The sequence below is a fragment of the Nocardia sp. CDC160 genome (assembly GCF_035818795.1).
In the GTDB taxonomy this organism is placed as follows: Bacteria; Actinomycetota; Actinomycetes; order Mycobacteriales; family Mycobacteriaceae; genus Nocardia.
The window spans coordinates 550128-565768 of sequence record NZ_JAYKYT010000004.1; the positions used below are offsets into that span (position 1 = coordinate 550128).

Sequence of the window (15641 nt, forward strand, 5' to 3'; positions counted from 1 at the left end):
CCGTTCGCTACCGGCATCCCTGTAGCGTCCGAGGTCGGAGTGCGCCGTCATCCCCTTTTCGGAGATCGCAATGACCACGTGGGAAATGCTGCTGCGACTCGGCACCGGTGTCGGGCTGGGTGCGGTGATCGGGTTCGAGCGCCAGTGGCGCGCCCGCATGGCCGGGCTGCGCACCAACGCGCTCGTCGCCGCCGGTGCGACCCTGTTCGTGCTGCTGTCCGCGCACGGCTTCCATGGCAGTGACGCCGACCCGACTCGCGTTGCGGCACAGATCGTTTCCGGTATCGGCTTCTTGGGCGCGGGTGTGATCCTGCGCGACGGGTTCAATATTCGCGGCCTCAATACCGCCGCGACGCTGTGGTGCTCGGCGGCGGTGGGTTCACTCGCCGGTGCGGGCATGTATTCGACCGCGGCGGCGGGCACGGTGGCGGTGGTCGTGGTGAACACCGCGCTGCGCACGGTGGCGCGGTCGGTGGATCGCCCGCTCAGCGACGGCCCCGAGGCCCACGAGGCGCTCTACGCGTTCACCGCCGACACCGATGACGCGCACGAGGCGCATGTGCGGGCGCTGCTGGTGCAGTCGTTGACGCGCACCGATTTCCGGTTGAACTCGATCTCGAGTCATGACACCACCGCGGGCCGGGTGCAGGTGCGCGCGGAGTTGACCGGTGACCGGCGCGACGACCGGCAGATGGAGGCCGCGGTGAGCCGGTTGAGCCTCGAGCCGTCGGTGACCAGTGTCGGCTGGCGCACGGTGGCCCCGCCGGTGGAGACCGAGCAGTGAACGCGACGCTGCGGTCCTATCCCTCGCGCGGGGTGTTGGATCGGCCGCGCTCGCGGTGGGCCGATATCGCGGTGTTCGCGGGCGCGGCGGTGCTGATCTGGATCGTGGTGAAGGTGTCGGCGGGCATGCATGTGCCCTTCGACGAGAACACCGCGCCCACAACGATTTCCACCGATCCGAGCGAGCTGCCCTACTATGCGGCGCGCTCGCTGCTGCGCATGTTCGCCGCGTTGGGGCTCTCGATCGTGTTCACCTTCGTCTACGCGACCGCGGCCGCGCGGCTGCCGCGCGCGGAGAAGGTGTTGTTGCCCGCGCTCGATATTCTGCAGTCGGTGCCGGTGCTGGGTTTCTTGTCGGTGACCGTGGCCGGATTCATTGCCCTGTTCCCGGGTTCGTCATTGGGTTTGGAGTGCGCGTCGATTTTCGCGATCTTCACCTCGCAGGCCTGGAACATGGCCTTCGCGTTCCATCATTCGCTGGTGTCGCAGCCGCGTGAGCTCGATGAGGCCTCCCGCAATCTGCGGTTGTCGCGCTGGCAGCGGTTCTGGCGGGTGGATGTGCCCTCGGGGATGTTTCCGCTGGTGTGGAACGGGATGATGAGTTTCGGTGGCGGCTGGTTCTTCCTGACCGCGTCGGAGGCGATCAGCGTCAACAATCGCTCGTTCGCGCTGCCGGGCATCGGCTCGTATGTGGCCAGCGCCAACGCGCAGTCCCAGACCGGACGGATGGTGCTGGCGATCGTCGTCATGATCGTCATGGTGGTCGGGCTCAATGTGCTGTTCTGGCGGCCGCTGACGGTGTGGGCCGAGCGATTCCGGGTCGAGGACACCGAATCCGCCGACGCTCCGCGCAGCCTGATGCTGGATCTGTTGCGCCGCAGCCATATTCCCGGACTGCTCGGGCGGATCTTCGGGCCGTTGGTGTATCCGGTGGACCGGTTCATGCGCATTTTCGGGCTGGCCGAGTATCCGCTGTATGTCCCCGCCACGCGGCGGCGCGCCGCCGATATCGTGTTCACGGTCGTGGTGGGTGGGGCGCTGGTCGCCGGTGTGTTCGCCATGGCCCGCTACATCGCCACGACCGCCGGATTCGGGGAGGTCGGCCATGCCGCGTGGCTGGGGCTGCTGACCCTGCTGCGCGTGATCGTGCTGCTGATCTTCGCGACGATCGTCTGGGTGCCGATCGGGGTGTGGATCGGGTTGAACCCCAAGGTGTCTCGCCTGGCACAGCCGATCGTGCAGGTGTTGGCGAGCTTTCCCGCCAACTTCTTGTTCCCGCTGGTGACCGGCGTGCTGGTGGCCACGGGCGCGAGCCTGCAGTGGGCGTCGATCCTGCTGATGGCGTTGGGCGCGCAGTGGTACATCCTGTTCAATGTGATCGCCGGAGCCTCGGCGGTGCCCAATGATCTGCGCGAGGCGGCGGCGAATCTGCGGCTGCCGCGAAACCTGTGGTGGCGCAAGCTGATTCTGCCCGCGATCTTCCCCAGTTTCGTCACCGGCGCGATCACCGCGGCGGGCGGGGCGTGGAATGCCTCGATCGTCGCCGAGATCGTCTCCTCCGGTGACACCACCTTGACCGCGACGGGTCTGGGCGCCTACATCGCCGAGGCCACCCGCGTCGGTGACGGCCCGCAGATCCTCATCGGAGTGCTGGTCATGAGCACGTTCGTGGTGGGCATCAACCGGCTGTTCTGGCGGCGACTCTACGCCCTGGCCCAGCGCCGCTACTCGCTGTAACCAAGGAGGCCACCATGACCAATACCGTTGCCGCCGGCGAGGTCCTCATCGACCTCGAGCACATCGACATGTCGTTCACCGGCGCGTCCGGGGAGCCGCTGAATGTGCTCGACGGGGTGAATCTGCAACTGCGCGAGGGCGAGATCGTGGCGTTGCTGGGCCGGTCGGGCTCGGGCAAGTCCACGCTGTTGCGGCTGATCGCGGGCCTGCTCGCACCCACCAAGGGCGAGGTGCGCTATCGGAATGAGCCGTTGCGCGGCTCCAATCCCGGTGCGGCGCTGGTGTTTCAGTCCTTCGCGCTGATGCCGTGGCTGAGCGTGCAGGACAATGTGGAGTTGGGTTTGGCCGCGCGCGGCATCAGCCCCGCCCGGCGCCGCCAGCGTGCCCTCGACGCGATCGACCGCATCGGTCTCGACGGTTTCGAGACCGCCTATCCCAAGGAGCTGTCGGGCGGGATGCGCCAGCGCGTCGGGTTCGCGCGCGCCCTGGTGCTGGAGCCGGACCTGTTGCTGATGGACGAGCCGTTCTCGGCGCTGGATGTGCTGACCGCGGAGAACCTGCGCACCGAACTGGTGAATCTGTGGTCGGCCAAGGACTTTCCCACCAAATGCATCTGCATCGTCACCCACAACATCGAGGAGGCGGTGCAGTTGGCCGACCGGGTGGTGGTGTTGGGGTCCAATCCCGGGCGCATCATCGCCGAGATCACCGTCGATCAGCCGCGTCCGCGCAATCGCCGCGCGCCGGGTTTCGTCGCGCTGGTCGATCAGATCTACGGGTTGTTGACCGGGCGTGACACCGATATCGCGGTGGCTCCGGCCGATACCTCGACCCCGTTCGCGGTGCCGCTGCCCGATGCCTCGGTCGGCGGGATCGCGGGTCTGCTCGAACTGGTCTACGGCAATAGCGGGCGCGCGGATCTGCCGGTGGTCGCCGATGAACTCAATTTCGAGCTCGACGATCTGATGCCTTTGGTCGATGCCGCCGCGCTGCTGGGTTTTCTGCTGGTGGAATCCGGTGACGTGATCTTGACCAATGTCGGGGCGAACTTCACCAATGCCGATATTCAGGCCAGTAAGGCGATTTTCGCCGCGCAGGCCCGCCGCCGCGCTCCCCTGGTTCGCACGATCTGTTCGGCGTTGGTGGGCAGCAGCGACGAGACCGTGCGCGCGGATTTCATTCTGGATTTGTTGAAGCGCGGGTTCTCCGATGAGGATGCGCGGAGGCAGTTGGAGTTGGCCATCGACTGGGGCCGCTATGCCGAGTTGTATGACTACGACACCGATTCGGGCCGGATCACCGCCGACCCGGCCGCCGACCTGCGCGCCTCCTGAGCGGTGCTCAGGCCATGGCGATCGGTAGGACGGTGGTCAAACCGCCGTCGATGATCAGGTCCTGTCCGGTCACGTAGGAGGCGTCGTCGGAGGCCAGGAACGCGACGGCGGCGGCGACCTCGTCGCTGGAGCCGATGCGCCCGGCCGCCACCATCGACGCCGCGGCCGCCTGTGCCTCGGGCGAGGTCTCGGCCCGATAGGCGGGAGTGTCGATGTAGCCGGGGCTGACCGAGTTCACGCGAATTCCCCTGGGCGCCAACTCCGCGGTGAGCGCGCGGGTCAGATTGTGCACCGCGGCCTTGGTCGCCGAGTACAGGGCGGTGCCGGGCGCTCCTCGATACAGCGCGAACGAGGCGTTGATGACGATCGCTCCCCCGTCGACCAGCAGCGGCAGGGTGTGTTGCACGGTGAAGAACACGGACTTGAAGTTGATCGCCACCACCCGGTCGAACTCGTCGGTGGTGACGGCCCAAATCGGTTGGAAGGCACCGATTCCGGCGTTGGCGAACACCACATCGAGACGACCGAATCGTTCGCCGATCGTGCGCGTGAGCGCCGCGAGGTCCTCGGCGTCGGTGGCATCCCCGGCGATCGCGACCGCGCGCTCCCCCAGGTTTTCCGCCGCCGTGTCCAAGCGGGTCTTGTCGCGCCCGGTGATGATCACCTGTGCGCCCTCGGCGATGAGCCGGTGAGCGGTGGCCAGGCCCATGCCGCTGCTGCCACCGGTGATGAGTGCGATCTTGTTCTGGAATCGGAATCCGTTGTGCGTCATGGCTTTCACCCTGCCGGTACGCATCGCGGGTAAACAGTGCGCGGTTATCGTGGGTGTGTCACCACCACCTTCCACCTCACTGGCGCGTGACCTGCGTCATTCTCGGGTGACCTGCAAGTTCAGGGTCGGTGCCAGGGGATTCCCTGATGCGCCCGGGCGGCCGCGCCGCGCACGATGGTGAGAGAGCTTTTCGTGTGGTCGAGGCAAGGAGAAATCATGACCACGGGTGGATACGGGTACGAGCCCTACACAGGACAGCCGTACGCGGGTCCGATCGTCGGGGTTACTCCGGCGGGCCTGGGCACTCGCGCGGTGGCGCGGTTCATCGACTGGATCATCGCCGGAATCGTTGGCGGCATCGTGTTCTGGGCGCTCGACCACGCGTCGGGCCTGCCCGGCTGGGCCTCCATCATCCCCGGGGCGGGCTTCGGATTCCTGTACTTCGTGGCCTTCGAGGTGCTCACCGGTGCGACGCCGGGTAAGAAGCTGCTGGGCCTGCACGTCAACGGTTCCGGTGGCGCGCCCCGGCCGAGTCTGGCCGAGTCGGCCAAGCGCAACGCCTACATGCTGCTCAACCTGATCCCGTGGGTCGGTGGCCTGCTGTGGTTCTGCGCGGCCATCGCCATCGCGGTGACGGTGAGCGCGAGCCCGACCAAGCAGGGCTGGCACGACAATTTCGCCGACGGCACCCAGGTCGTGAAGGGTTAGACCGCCGGGTTCAGGCCGGGAAGCCAGCCGTAGCCGCCGAAGCCGATCGAGGGCTTCGGCGGTACCGCTGTCGGGGCGCGGGTTGTAGAGGACGATGTGGCGGTCGGGTTGGTCGGTGATGGTCACGGTGGTGGTGTCGAAGAAGAGGTCGCCGACCTCGGGGTGGTGCAGGGCATTGACCGATTGGGTGGGGGTGCCGACATCGTGGCGCGCCCACAGGGCCGCGAATTCGGCACTGTGACTGGACAGTTCGGTCAGGACCGCCTCGAATCCGGGGTCGCCGGGGCAGCGGGCGGAGTCGGCGCGGTAGGCGGCCACGACCGCGGGGGCGGCCTCGGCCCACACCTGACGCATCGCCAGGTAGCGCGGGCTGGTGAAATAGGTGATCAAACAGTTGTGCCCCGGCCCGGTGTAGCCGAATACGGCGCGGGCACTGTCGTTGAAGGCCAGCACATTCCAGTAGCGGTCGCGCAGCACCGCCGGACGCGGATCCCACGCGTCGAGCAGATTGCGCAACGCCGGGGCGATATCGGGGCCGCTGTCGACGGCGTGACACGGCGGGTTGAGTCCGGCGAGCACGTAGAGGTGGGCGCGTTCGGCGGCATCGAGACGCAAGGCACCGGCGACCGCGTCGAGAACCTCACCGGAGACGGTGATGTCGCGCCCCTGTTCGAGCCACGTGTACCACGACACGCCGACTCCGGCGAGCACCGCGACTTCTTCCCGCCGCAGCCCCGGGGTGCGGCGGCGTCCGGCGGCGGGCAGTCCGACCTGGTCGGGGGTGACCCGGGAGCGCCTGTCTCGCAGAAATTCTCGCAGCTGGTCGCGGCGTACGGCCTCGGTGTTCATACCTCACGCTAACAATCACGGCTGTCCGTTCCTTTCGGATGGCGGCCCGCATGTGACCGGGCGGGCCGCGCACCCGATCAATTGTTGGCGCGTTGAATGGAACGCCGGACCAAGGTGCGGATGCCGGGGAGTTGGATGGCGCGGAGCATGAGTTCACCGGCCCACACGTGTGTCCGTGACGGCGGGGCGAAGCGGCTGATTCCTTTGCGGGCCAATGCTTGTCGTTTGCGCACTTCCGGGCGCAGCGACGCCTCCCAGGCCGCGAGGGCGGCGGGAATGTCTTCCTCGTGTGCCGCCAGCGCGCTGCCGAGCCGGTCGGCGCCGTCGAGGGCGAGGGCGGCGCCGTAACCGGCGAATACCGTGACACACCAGGCCGCGTCGCCGAGCAGGACGACTCGGTCGCGACTCCAGCGGTCGGTCACGATTTGGCCGACCGTGTCGAAATAGGCGGTGGCAGGGTCGAGCTGGTGGAGAGCTTCGGCGACACCGCCTCCGAGATCTCCGAATGCCTGGGTGAGGGCGGGCTGGGCGCCGAGACTCAGTTCGGCGTTCGGGTCGGGGCAGCGGTAGGTGAAGAACGCCGAAGACCGTTGCGGCCCAAGGTTCATCACCGCGGCGGTGCGGCCCGGGCCGATGAAGGTGGTGCCGAAGCCTTCGGAGATGTGTTCGGGCACGGTGTGAAGCGGAAACGCGCCGACCATGTGGCCGAGGTCGACGAAATAGTCCGACTCGATGCCGAATACGAGTTCGCGGACTCGGGAGTGCACGCCGTCGGCGCCGACGAGGAGGTCACCCTGCAGGCGGGTGCCATCGCTCAGGGTGACGGTGACTTCCCCGGGGGTTTGGACGATTGCCTGCGGTGTGGTGCCGAAACGGATATCGGCGAACTCGGCGACAGCGTCGTACAGTGCGGACTCCAAGTCGCCGCGGAACAGGCTCAGCGCGCGGTCCCCGACAGCGGCCTCGGTGACAGCGGCGGGGATCCTCAGCTTCTCGCGGCCATCCGCGTGAACCAAGATCGAGGTGAAGAACCCGATATCGCGGCGAGTCAGCGCCGGTACCAGCCCGAGCCGCTCGGCGGCGTCGTATCCCGGTCCGTGCAGGTTGAGCAGGTAACCGCTGCTGCGGCGGGTCGATGCACGTTCGACGATGACCACGTCCCAGCCCTGTTGATGCAGCCGCAACGCCGCAGCCAACCCGGCGATTCCGGCGCCGACGACCAGCGCTCGCCTGCCCGATCTGGCGTCTTGGTCTGCGGCGCTTTCGAAATCTTCCATTGCGACTCCTGGGTCGATGAGTTGTCGGCGAAAGCCCTCTGCGAAGCTCGCCATAGCGTCAACTAATAGTTGACCAGAAGCTCGTCGTCAACTACTAGTTGACGCATGGCAGTTTTCTCTTGCCGGGAGAGTCGCGCGCCCAGGCGCGCAACCAATCACGCAGTGCCGCAACAGGACCGGTCGGGTGTCCGCGTACCCGATGGGCGGCGTTGGGCGCTTCGGAACACGGTCATCGGAAGGCGCGGCGGTAGGCGTTCGGGGCGATGCCGACGGTGCGTTTGAAATTGTCACGGAACGCGGTCGGGGAGCCGAAACCCACTTGGGCGGCGACGCGTTCGATCGTGTGGTCGGTGGTTTCCAGCAGGTGCTGGGCGCGTCGGATTCGGGCGCGGTGTAGCCAACGCAGCGGGGTGGTGCCGGTGTGAGTGCGGAAGTGGCGCAACAGGGTTCGGGTGCTGGTGCCTGCTTCGGCGGCGATGTCGCTGATGGTGAGGTCGCGGGACATGTTGTCCTGCAACCACAGCAGCAGGGGCTCGAGCTCGGCGCCGTGCGAGGCGGGTGGGAGCTGTTCGACGATGAACTGGGACTGCCCGCCCTCGCGTTCCAGTGGCATGACCGAGAGCCGGGCCGCATCGGCGGCCACGGCCGAGCCGTAGTCGCGGCGGATCAGGTGCAGGCACAGATCCAGTCCGGCCGAGGCGCCCGCGGAGGTGAGGATGTGGCCGTTGTCGACATACAGCACGTCCGGATCGACCTCGATGCGTGGATAGGTGGCCGCGAGCAGGTCGGCCACGACCCAATGCGTGGTTGCCCGCAGGCCATCCAGGAGGCCGGTGGCCGCGAGGGGGAAGGTCCCGGTGCAGATGGAGGCGATCCGAGTGCCCGCCGCGGCGGCGGCTCGGATCGTGTCGCGCACGGCTTGCGAGGGCGGGGTGGTCGGATCGGCGACTCCCGGAATGATCGCGGTGTCGGCCTCGGTCACCGCGGTCAGGTCCCAGGGTGCGCGCAGCGTGAACGCACCCGCGTCCACCTCCGGCCGCTCGGCGCAGATGCGGACTCGATACGCGCGGCGGCCGTCGGGCAGGCGGGGTGCGGTCGAAAACCTCTACGGGGGTGGACAAGTCGAAGGGTATGACCCCGTCCATGGCCAGAACCGCGACCGTGTGCATGGCGTGAAGCTACCTCATCGCCGGATTCGCGTCATGGACGTGAACAGGCTGGTAGGGCTTCGGAGACGATGATCCGACCGGACGATCAAGGATGGCGTTTTTCCGTGGATATCTGGCGAAAACGCCACTGGGACACGCCTCGTACGAGCGATAGCTTCGTGTCCGATTCATTCCCCGAGCCTGCCGCGAGGAGTCCCCGGCCATGATTGCCGCTGTCGCCACTGTCGTTGTGCCACTGTTGATCGGCGGCCTCTACGCCCTGCTCATGTCACTCATCCGCGAACCACATCGCCGCACTTTCAACGCGATCATGGTCGCCGGAGCCGGAGCCGCCTACCTCAGTGGCGGCGGACTCGGCCTCTGGGAGTACGCCTTCGCCGCCGCCATCACCTATTGCGCGTTCCGTGGCCTGAATTCATGGACTTTCATTGGAATCGCCTGGCTACTGCACACCGTCAGCGACGTACTCCACCACCTCAAAGGCCACCCGATCATCCCCTTCGCCCACAATTCTTCGCTAGGCTGCGCGATCTGCGACCCAGTGATCGCCCTGTGGTGCCTGCGCGGAGGGCCCAACCTCCTCGCCTCGCTCCGCACCCGCTCACCCGAACCGACAGCTGTCGAAAACTAGCCCGTCGCATCGCGCCGACCGGTTCGGTCGGCGCGATGCGTCTTGGAGCGCCCCGAGGGTTTAGCGAAGGTCTTCGATCACCTTTGCCAGCGCGGTCATCTGCGCCTCGTTGACCGAGAAATGGGTGACGGAGTATTCGTCACGGTAACGGCGCAGGGTGTCGGCGATGGTGCGTGCCGACCCGTGGAGGAACCCGGGCAGGTGCCGCAGCTGAGTATCGGACAGGTGGGGTTGGAACATGCGCGGGAGTGTCAGATCGACCTCGCCGTGCCCCTCGACCTCCACCGCCTGCACCGTCAGCCCCAATTCGATAGCGGCGAAGCGTGTTCCAGCGGCTTCACGGACGAATTGGGAGCGGCGGCCGAGCGCGGCGTCGCCGATCTCATCGGAGTCGATATCGGCATCGACGGATATCCCGGCCAGCGAAACGGTGTCGGCGTGTTCGGCGGCCACCCGCAGCAGGCGGTCGCCGCCCCCGGCCACCAGGAGCGGAATGTGGTGGTGCACAGGCGGTTGGTGATCGCCCGCGAACAGCGCCTTGGTCTCGACGATCAGCTCGCGCAGATGCTCGATGCGCTGCCGCCCGCTCGGGAACGGCAGCCCCAGTGCTTCGAACTCAGGTTTCGCGAAATCCGGTCCGGCACCGAGCCCCAACTCGAACCGCCCGTCGGTCAATTGCGCCACGCTCGCGACATCGCGGGCCAGCCAAGCCGACCGGTAGAAGGCCCCATCCAGCACCATGGTTCCGACATGCACGCGATTGGTCGCCTCCGCCATCGTGATCAGCGCGGGAAACGGCGAGATCATGCCCAAATGGTCGGGCACCGTGATCACGTCGTACCCCAGGTCTTCGGCCTGCCGCGCCTTCTTCCGCCACTCGGCCCGCGAATCACCGCCGCCAATGCCGACAGAAAACCGAAACGGCCGTGGTGTCACATCATTTCGATCATCATTCACCCCATCGACGGTACCCACCCCGGCACTGTCGACGCTTGCGCCGATCTTGCACCCGCCTTGCGTGCGCCAAAGAATGGGCTGGCGTTACCGCGCGTCGATCCAGAATGCTTTGCGGTGCACAGCCGGGTGGCGGTGCGGTTCGGCCAGAGAACCGGTCACGACGTACCCGAGTTCGAGCACCTGCCTTTGCCGGACATCCCGGTCGGCTTCTTCGTTGAACATGCCGACCACCAGTCGCCCCGAAGGTGCGACCACGCACTCGAACAGGTGCGCCAGGAACGGTGGGCGCTCACGCTCGGGCACGTACTCGAGCCCGGTCCGTACCACGTCGAAACGCTGTGGCGGACACCAGTCGTAAGCGTTGCCGACCCAGATCCGTTCTGCCCACTGGGGGCAGCGCTTGCGCGCCAAGTCGACCAGAGCGGCAGAGATATCCACCCCGTGCGGTTCGACCCGAATCCCATCCTGTGCCGCCCACTGCGCAAGCGTCTCCATCAGATGCCCATTGGCGCACCCGATGTCGAGAAAACTCAGCACCCGGTCCCGGCTGGACGGCAATGCCCGCACCAGTGGACGGCGAGCCGTTTCCCATTGCGCCGCATCCCCGCAGTACCCCGACTGCGCCCGTGGATCGTCGGTCCCCAGATACGCCGACTCGATCAGCTCCAACACGGCCTCATGCCAAGCCTCCCGGGCGATCCGACCTTCGGCGTAGGCGGCATCGATGACCGCCATCTCCCGCCACCGGAGTTCCTTCGCCGCCGAGATGCCGTGAGCATCAGAGGCGTCCCGCACCTCCAAAATCGTAGGCTGGACCGACCATCCGAAGACACCCGCTTCTCGGCATTATCGCGGCTCACTGGACGTCATTGGCGGGTCTGCTGCTAGTTCTTGGTCGGGTACGCCTGCTGCTGCCGCGGTGGCAATACAGAACGGATGACCCGCTGGGTCCAAAAGAACACGGAAGCGTTGGCCGCCAGGTTGGTAGGACGCGAGTACCGCGCCGAGCCCAAGGAGGTGTCGTTCGGCCCGGTCGAGATCGTCGACGCTGAAATCGAGGTGGAGCCGACGCGGAGCGGCGGGATCCGGCCACGGACTCGGCCGATGATTGGCAACACGTTGAAAGTCCAAGCGAGTGCCGTGGCCGGTGGCAAGCACCACGAAGTCCGCGCTGGCAGACCGCAATTGACCGCCGAGCAATCCCTGATAGAACCGAGCGAGTCGAACGGGATCGGGACAGTCGATAGTGACGGCGAAAAGGCTTGCACTGATGGCCATTCAAAACCCCTACCACCTACCCACCAACAATCTCGCCCCTTCAGCCACTCCCAGATCGACACTGCCGATTGGTCTTCCGCCGAGCAACCCTGACTCTAGTTCGCTCAGCACGGTCACCGGCGTGACGGGACGCGAAGTCGAGCAGTCCACATCGGCCGAGTTCGGCGGATTGAGAGAGTGCGGCGGCCATTCAGGGTGCAGAGGTCTGCGCGTTGGTCGGCGCTGGCGATCACCAGATGACGATCCCACCGTTCACGCCGAGAGCACGCCCTACCGCAATCTGGATGTGCGCTAGACGGGACGCGACCGCATCCATCACCATCAGATGTGTCGCATCTGGCCACGGCGGATACGGGAACGGGGCGATCACGCTGAGGTTGTCGCTGAGCCTGGCACATTCACCCGCGAACTGCAGTACCTCCTCAGGCTCGACCCACAGATTGTCCTCGGCCAGGATCGGAAAGAACCGCGCGCCCAGCTCGCGGACGGCCGCATTACCCCACACCTCGGTGCGCCAGCGCTCGAACCCGGCCAGGTCCATCCAACCCTCCGGCGCGTCGAGCAACAACGTCTCGCCGTCCTGGCGAACGAAGACGTGCACGGTCAGGCTCACGGAGGCCACTGAATCACACCCGCAGGTATCGGTCCAAAGAGGTTTTCGGTTTTGGCCGCCTTACGATCTAGATGAGGCGACATCCGAAGCTCCCTCTGCTTACGCGAACATCCTGTGCCGCAATGGCACTCGTGCTGTCGACCGACCCGTAAGCGGCAAGAGCGGACGTTTCAACTAAGTGCCACTGACCGCTAGCTCAGGGAATCCGATATCCAATGCTGCCGATAGGCTCCAGCAGCATGGACGTCTACCTGCTATGGCACATCCATCATGCGCGCCCGTCGGACGGGTCTCCGGTACGTCATGTCGACGAGGATGGAGATCTTGAGTGGGATGAGCAGGAGGGCGATCAGATCAAACTTTTGGGTGTCTACTCGACTGAGCAGCTCGCAGAGGAACGGATTCGCACGGCGCGAAGCCTCCCAGGCTTTCGAGACGAACCCGACTGCTTCCAAATCGCGAGGAGCGTGGTCGACAAAGACGAGTGGACCTCGGGCTACTTCACCTATCACTACTGAGCCACTGTTCTCCGCAAGTTGAGTGCTCGACATTCGGCAGTTCAGTGCGTTCGGCGAGGTACAGATGACCTCGGTTCGATGATCCTCGGCTGCGCCGGGTCGACGGCTTCGAACCGTCTGCCACGCGGCGTGACCGGATGCCTGAGCCTCCCTTTTCAGTCGAGTTTTACCAGCACACACTCGTCCAGATCAGCTGCGAGTCGATACAACTGTGCGTACTGAGTCAGCAGTTCAAGGAGGTAATCGAGCTCCCACGGACCCTTGTAAACGCCGGACGCCTCCATTGCTTCAGCATCGAACAGCTGGGCAGCGCTCCCAAGGCTGTTCTCAACGAACTCCGCCGCAGTCCGAGCAATCGGCGGCCGGACAAATCGGAGCGGAATCCCTTGCGTTGCAGTCGCGCCCGAAGCAAAGGGCTCAGCTCCGAACACTGCAATCTCGGCCAATCCGCTCGGATTGCGCCCCTCCTGGTTCCGGCGGTTGGGCGCGAGCAACCAGTACACCGCATCCCAAGCGCGGGTGGAGAAGGTCCGGTCCAGAATGCCAGGCCGTTCGGTCACGATCTGGCGAGCGACCGGTGCCAGCTCTAGCCAGATCGGGTCGTCCCAGTACGGCGAGTTCGCGACATCGTCGGTGGCCAAGCGACCGAAACTCTGAATGGCGTCCTCGGCCGCCTCGCGATCCCGCATCGCGCGCTCCAGCAGCGGTTCGTAGGGAATTGCTCGGTATCGAGCATCGAGGGACATCCCAAGATCATAGTATTCGCTGGTAGAGCGGTACCGTCACCACCGTGTCATCGGCAGTGCAGTGCGTACGGCCCGCTCGGTAGGGCCCGGTGTCGAGGTTCATCGCTTCGGCCGAGCAATCGAGCAGCGCGCCCGCAGGGGCCAATTCGAACTATGCCTCTGGGATCGACAGTCATCACTGGTCGTGTTCAGCGTCCTCAACCCGGCGTGGCATCTAATACCGAATACCGCTGCAGCACAGCAGGTTCGGCGGCCGATCCGAGTTCGAGACCGTCGTCGATCAGTGGGAAACCGTCCTCGCCGATCGCGACGATGCCGTCGGCGGTGTGCTGGAATGCGATGGGTCCGCCCTCGCGGCCCGGATTCTTATCTGGCGTGCGTGTGGGCCGCCGCGGCTGTGCGGTCATCACTGCGCCTCACCTTCTACGGCAGGGACGTCAATGCGCGGGAACGTCTGCTCGGTGTCGACCGCGACAACGGCGACCAGGCGCGCGAGTTCGGGCGGCACTTCGCCATTGTCGAAGTGGCTGACGCTCGGAACGAACACGGCCTGAGCTTCAGCGCGGCTTATGGCGATTCGCAAGCGGTACATCGGACGGTCCGTGTAGGGGCCGAGTACCAGCGTCTTGCACAGGTCGTATCCGAATCGTGCTGAGAGACTGCGGAGTTGGGTCTCGTCCCGATCTTGACGTGAGCCTGAAATGTCCGATCGCAGATATCCGATTGCCCGCCTTTTCGACATCTTTACCCCTTCGGCGTGAGGGTTCCGCTGCCGGAAGGACCTGTAGCCAATCCAGCGGCGTCGCCCGTTGTGCAATTGCCACCGCTGTAGGCAGATCGGCCCCACGATGGCGAACCGGCACGGGGTACGAACCGCCTGGCAGCGGGTGTGATGCCGACCGTATGGCCGACACGGGGGCCGCTTCATTCCGTCATACTGAGAACCAGAGGCGATATACGGAAACCGGTATAGAGTGCGTGCTACAGCGAAACTCGCTGGGGCCCAACAGCCAATCTCGGATCGACCGCCAAAGCAACGCTGACGTAGCGGAGTACCGAATGCCGACGACGACCGGGACGACCATTCGACGGATACGGCTGTCGAATGGAATGACTCAGGCCGAACTCGGCGCGCTCATCCACTTCACACAGCCGGGCGTCTCCCAACTCGAGCACGATGGGCCCGCGGTGCACGATCTCCGTGTTCTGCGTCGGGTGGCGAAGGCGTTGCAGGTACCGCTGTCCATGCTCGTTGCGGAAGACGAGGAAGTCGAGGCCACCCACCGCACGTTCGTCACAGCGGGCCCGGGCGGTGCAGGCGCGGGTGCTGCCACAGGGCACCGGCCGACGACTCCGGTCGCTCCGGGTGGCCGGGTGGCGGTCGGGATCACCGACGTCGAGCGAATCACCAAGGGCATAAACCAAATTCACAAGACACAGTTGATGGTCGGCGGTGACCAGCTCTGCGAACTGGCCGTCAACGAAGCGCGATATGTCGAGCACCTTCTCGACCATGGCACCTATACCGACAAGGTCGGGAAAGCGCTGACCAGCGCAAGCGCGGAAATGATGACGGCCGCGGGCTGGATCCACTACGACGCGGGCAGATCGAGCGACGCCAATCGCTACTACGCCGATGCCGCCAAGGCAGCGACGGCCGCGGGTGACGGCATCGCCGCCGCGCACGCTTGGATCAATGCGTGCCTGCTGTCGTATCGCGAAGGGGCGCGTCCGAAGGAAGGGGTGAAACTGGCAGAGGCCGCCCAGCTCGCCGCTAGACGTGAGGGCGGCCCGAAGTTGCGTGCACTGGCCGCAATCCGCGAAGCGGAGGCGTACAGCGTGATCGGCGACCGCTCTGCCATGGCGGCCGCGGTCCGCCGCGCTCATCGGGCATTCGATTCGACGCGCGGCCTCGATCCGGGATACCTCGAATTCCTGTCCGCGGCACAACTGAGCGGCCTGACCGGGCTGGCCTTCATGAGGATCGGCGACTACGCGGAGGCGGCGAACTACCTGAAATCGGCGATCAAAGGCACCAGCGCCTACCCCCGGGAGCGGACAGCCTGGCAAATCCGGTTGGCGCAGAACTACGTACGCGCTGGCGACGTGGCCGACGGGTGCGCAGTGCTGATCGACAATCTCGACGAGATCAGCACCGTGGAATCGGAACGTCTACAGACCGCGATCGCCGAATTCGTGTCGGAGGTACGGTCCCATCCCGCCGTACCCGAGGTGTGCGAGTTCCTGGAACGTTGGACCGCGCTTTGAG

Annotated in this window: 16 protein-coding genes and 2 pseudogenes; 7 read left to right on the forward strand and 11 right to left on the reverse strand. The window is 65.8% G+C overall.

The features are described from left to right. The first annotated feature begins 70 nt into the window (after positions 1-70). Genes VMT40_RS24045 through VMT40_RS24055 form a run of 3 tightly spaced genes read left to right on the forward strand, consistent with a single transcriptional unit; the run spans position 71 to position 3854 of the window. On the forward strand, positions 71-784 hold the full coding sequence (locus VMT40_RS24045) for an MgtC/SapB family protein (protein ID WP_326360948.1): 714 nt from the start codon (positions 71-73) through the stop codon (positions 782-784). After that, the gene (locus VMT40_RS24050; RefSeq protein ID WP_326360949.1) at positions 781-2520 is read left to right on the forward strand and encodes an ABC transporter permease; all 1740 of its coding nucleotides are present in this window, start codon (positions 781-783) and stop codon (positions 2518-2520) included. The genes VMT40_RS24045 and VMT40_RS24050 overlap by 4 nt, the downstream gene beginning before the upstream one ends. A 14-nt stretch (positions 2521-2534) precedes the next feature. Continuing rightward, on the forward strand, positions 2535-3854 hold the full coding sequence (locus tag VMT40_RS24055; RefSeq protein ID WP_326360950.1) for an ABC transporter ATP-binding protein: 1320 nt from the start codon (positions 2535-2537) through the stop codon (positions 3852-3854). Positions 3855-3861: 7 nt separating this feature from the next. On the opposite strand, the gene VMT40_RS24060 is transcribed toward VMT40_RS24055, so the two are convergent. Further along, on the reverse strand, positions 3862-4626 hold the full coding sequence (locus tag VMT40_RS24060; RefSeq protein WP_326360951.1) for an SDR family NAD(P)-dependent oxidoreductase: 765 nt from the start codon (positions 4624-4626) through the stop codon (positions 3862-3864). Positions 4627-4842: 216 nt separating this feature from the next. Between VMT40_RS24060 and VMT40_RS24065 the strand changes: the two genes are divergently transcribed. Beyond that, positions 4843-5334, forward strand: coding sequence for an RDD family protein (locus tag VMT40_RS24065; RefSeq protein ID WP_326360952.1), 492 nt, complete (start codon positions 4843-4845; stop codon positions 5332-5334). Between the two features lie 51 nt (positions 5335-5385). Here VMT40_RS24065 and VMT40_RS24070 read toward each other — a convergent pair. The 3 genes and pseudogenes from VMT40_RS24070 to VMT40_RS24080 all read right to left on the reverse strand — a co-directional run. Continuing rightward, positions 5386-6183, reverse strand: a pseudogene (locus tag VMT40_RS24070) (helix-turn-helix transcriptional regulator); the annotation flags it as partial. A 77-nt stretch (positions 6184-6260) separates the two neighbouring features. Further along, positions 6261-7460 carry an FAD-dependent oxidoreductase gene (locus tag VMT40_RS24075; protein WP_326360953.1) on the reverse strand — a complete coding sequence of 400 codons (1200 nt, stop codon included), beginning with the start codon at positions 7458-7460 and terminating at the stop codon, positions 6261-6263. Positions 7461-7689: 229 nt separating this feature from the next. After that, positions 7690-8629, reverse strand: a pseudogene (locus VMT40_RS24080) (GlxA family transcriptional regulator). A gap of 202 nt (positions 8630-8831) precedes the next feature. Here VMT40_RS24080 and VMT40_RS24085 point away from each other — a divergent pair. After that, positions 8832-9260 (forward strand): DUF6010 family protein, encoded by a 429-nt coding sequence (locus tag VMT40_RS24085; RefSeq protein ID WP_326360955.1) that lies wholly within the window; start codon positions 8832-8834, stop codon positions 9258-9260. Between the two features lie 60 nt (positions 9261-9320). Here the strand turns inward: VMT40_RS24085 and VMT40_RS24090 are convergent, their stop codons facing one another. The 4 genes from VMT40_RS24090 to VMT40_RS24105 all read right to left on the reverse strand — a co-directional run bounded on the left by VMT40_RS24090 (position 9321) and on the right by VMT40_RS24105 (position 12108). Further along, positions 9321-10217 (reverse strand): TIGR03621 family F420-dependent LLM class oxidoreductase, encoded by an 897-nt coding sequence (locus VMT40_RS24090; protein WP_326360957.1) that lies wholly within the window; start codon positions 10215-10217, stop codon positions 9321-9323. Between the two features lie 84 nt (positions 10218-10301). Then, positions 10302-11012, reverse strand: coding sequence for a class I SAM-dependent methyltransferase (locus VMT40_RS24095; RefSeq protein ID WP_326360958.1), 711 nt, complete (start codon positions 11010-11012; stop codon positions 10302-10304). Between the two features lie 51 nt (positions 11013-11063). Beyond that, a complete protein-coding gene (locus tag VMT40_RS24100; RefSeq protein WP_326360960.1) occupies positions 11064-11495 on the reverse strand; it encodes a VOC family protein in 432 nt (143 codons plus the stop codon). A gap of 229 nt (positions 11496-11724) precedes the next feature. Continuing rightward, entirely contained in the window at positions 11725-12108 is a 384-nt protein-coding gene (locus VMT40_RS24105; protein WP_326360962.1) for a hypothetical protein, read from the reverse strand. A gap of 239 nt (positions 12109-12347) precedes the next feature. On the opposite strand from VMT40_RS24105, the gene VMT40_RS24110 reads away from it, so the two are divergent. After that, complete coding sequence (locus tag VMT40_RS24110; RefSeq protein ID WP_326360963.1) at positions 12348-12626, forward strand: DUF7336 domain-containing protein; 279 nt, start codon at positions 12348-12350, stop codon at positions 12624-12626. 155 nt (positions 12627-12781) lie between these two features. Here the strand turns inward: VMT40_RS24110 and VMT40_RS24115 are convergent, their stop codons facing one another. From VMT40_RS24115 to VMT40_RS24125, 3 genes are all read right to left on the reverse strand, one after another. After that, on the reverse strand, positions 12782-13372 hold the full coding sequence (locus VMT40_RS24115) for a DUF1877 family protein (protein ID WP_326360965.1): 591 nt from the start codon (positions 13370-13372) through the stop codon (positions 12782-12784). A gap of 197 nt (positions 13373-13569) precedes the next feature. Continuing rightward, a complete protein-coding gene (locus VMT40_RS24120; protein ID WP_326360967.1) occupies positions 13570-13779 on the reverse strand; it encodes a hypothetical protein in 210 nt (69 codons plus the stop codon). Next, the gene (locus tag VMT40_RS24125) at positions 13779-13919 is read right to left on the reverse strand and encodes a hypothetical protein (protein WP_326360968.1); all 141 of its coding nucleotides are present in this window, start codon (positions 13917-13919) and stop codon (positions 13779-13781) included. Before VMT40_RS24125 ends, VMT40_RS24120 begins: the two co-directional genes overlap by 1 nt. A gap of 512 nt (positions 13920-14431) precedes the next feature. On the opposite strand from VMT40_RS24125, the gene VMT40_RS24130 reads away from it, so the two are divergent. Next, positions 14432-15640, forward strand: a complete 1209-nt coding sequence (locus VMT40_RS24130) for a helix-turn-helix domain-containing protein (RefSeq protein WP_326360969.1) — start codon at positions 14432-14434, stop codon at positions 15638-15640. The last annotated feature ends 1 nt before the right edge of the window (position 15641 follow it).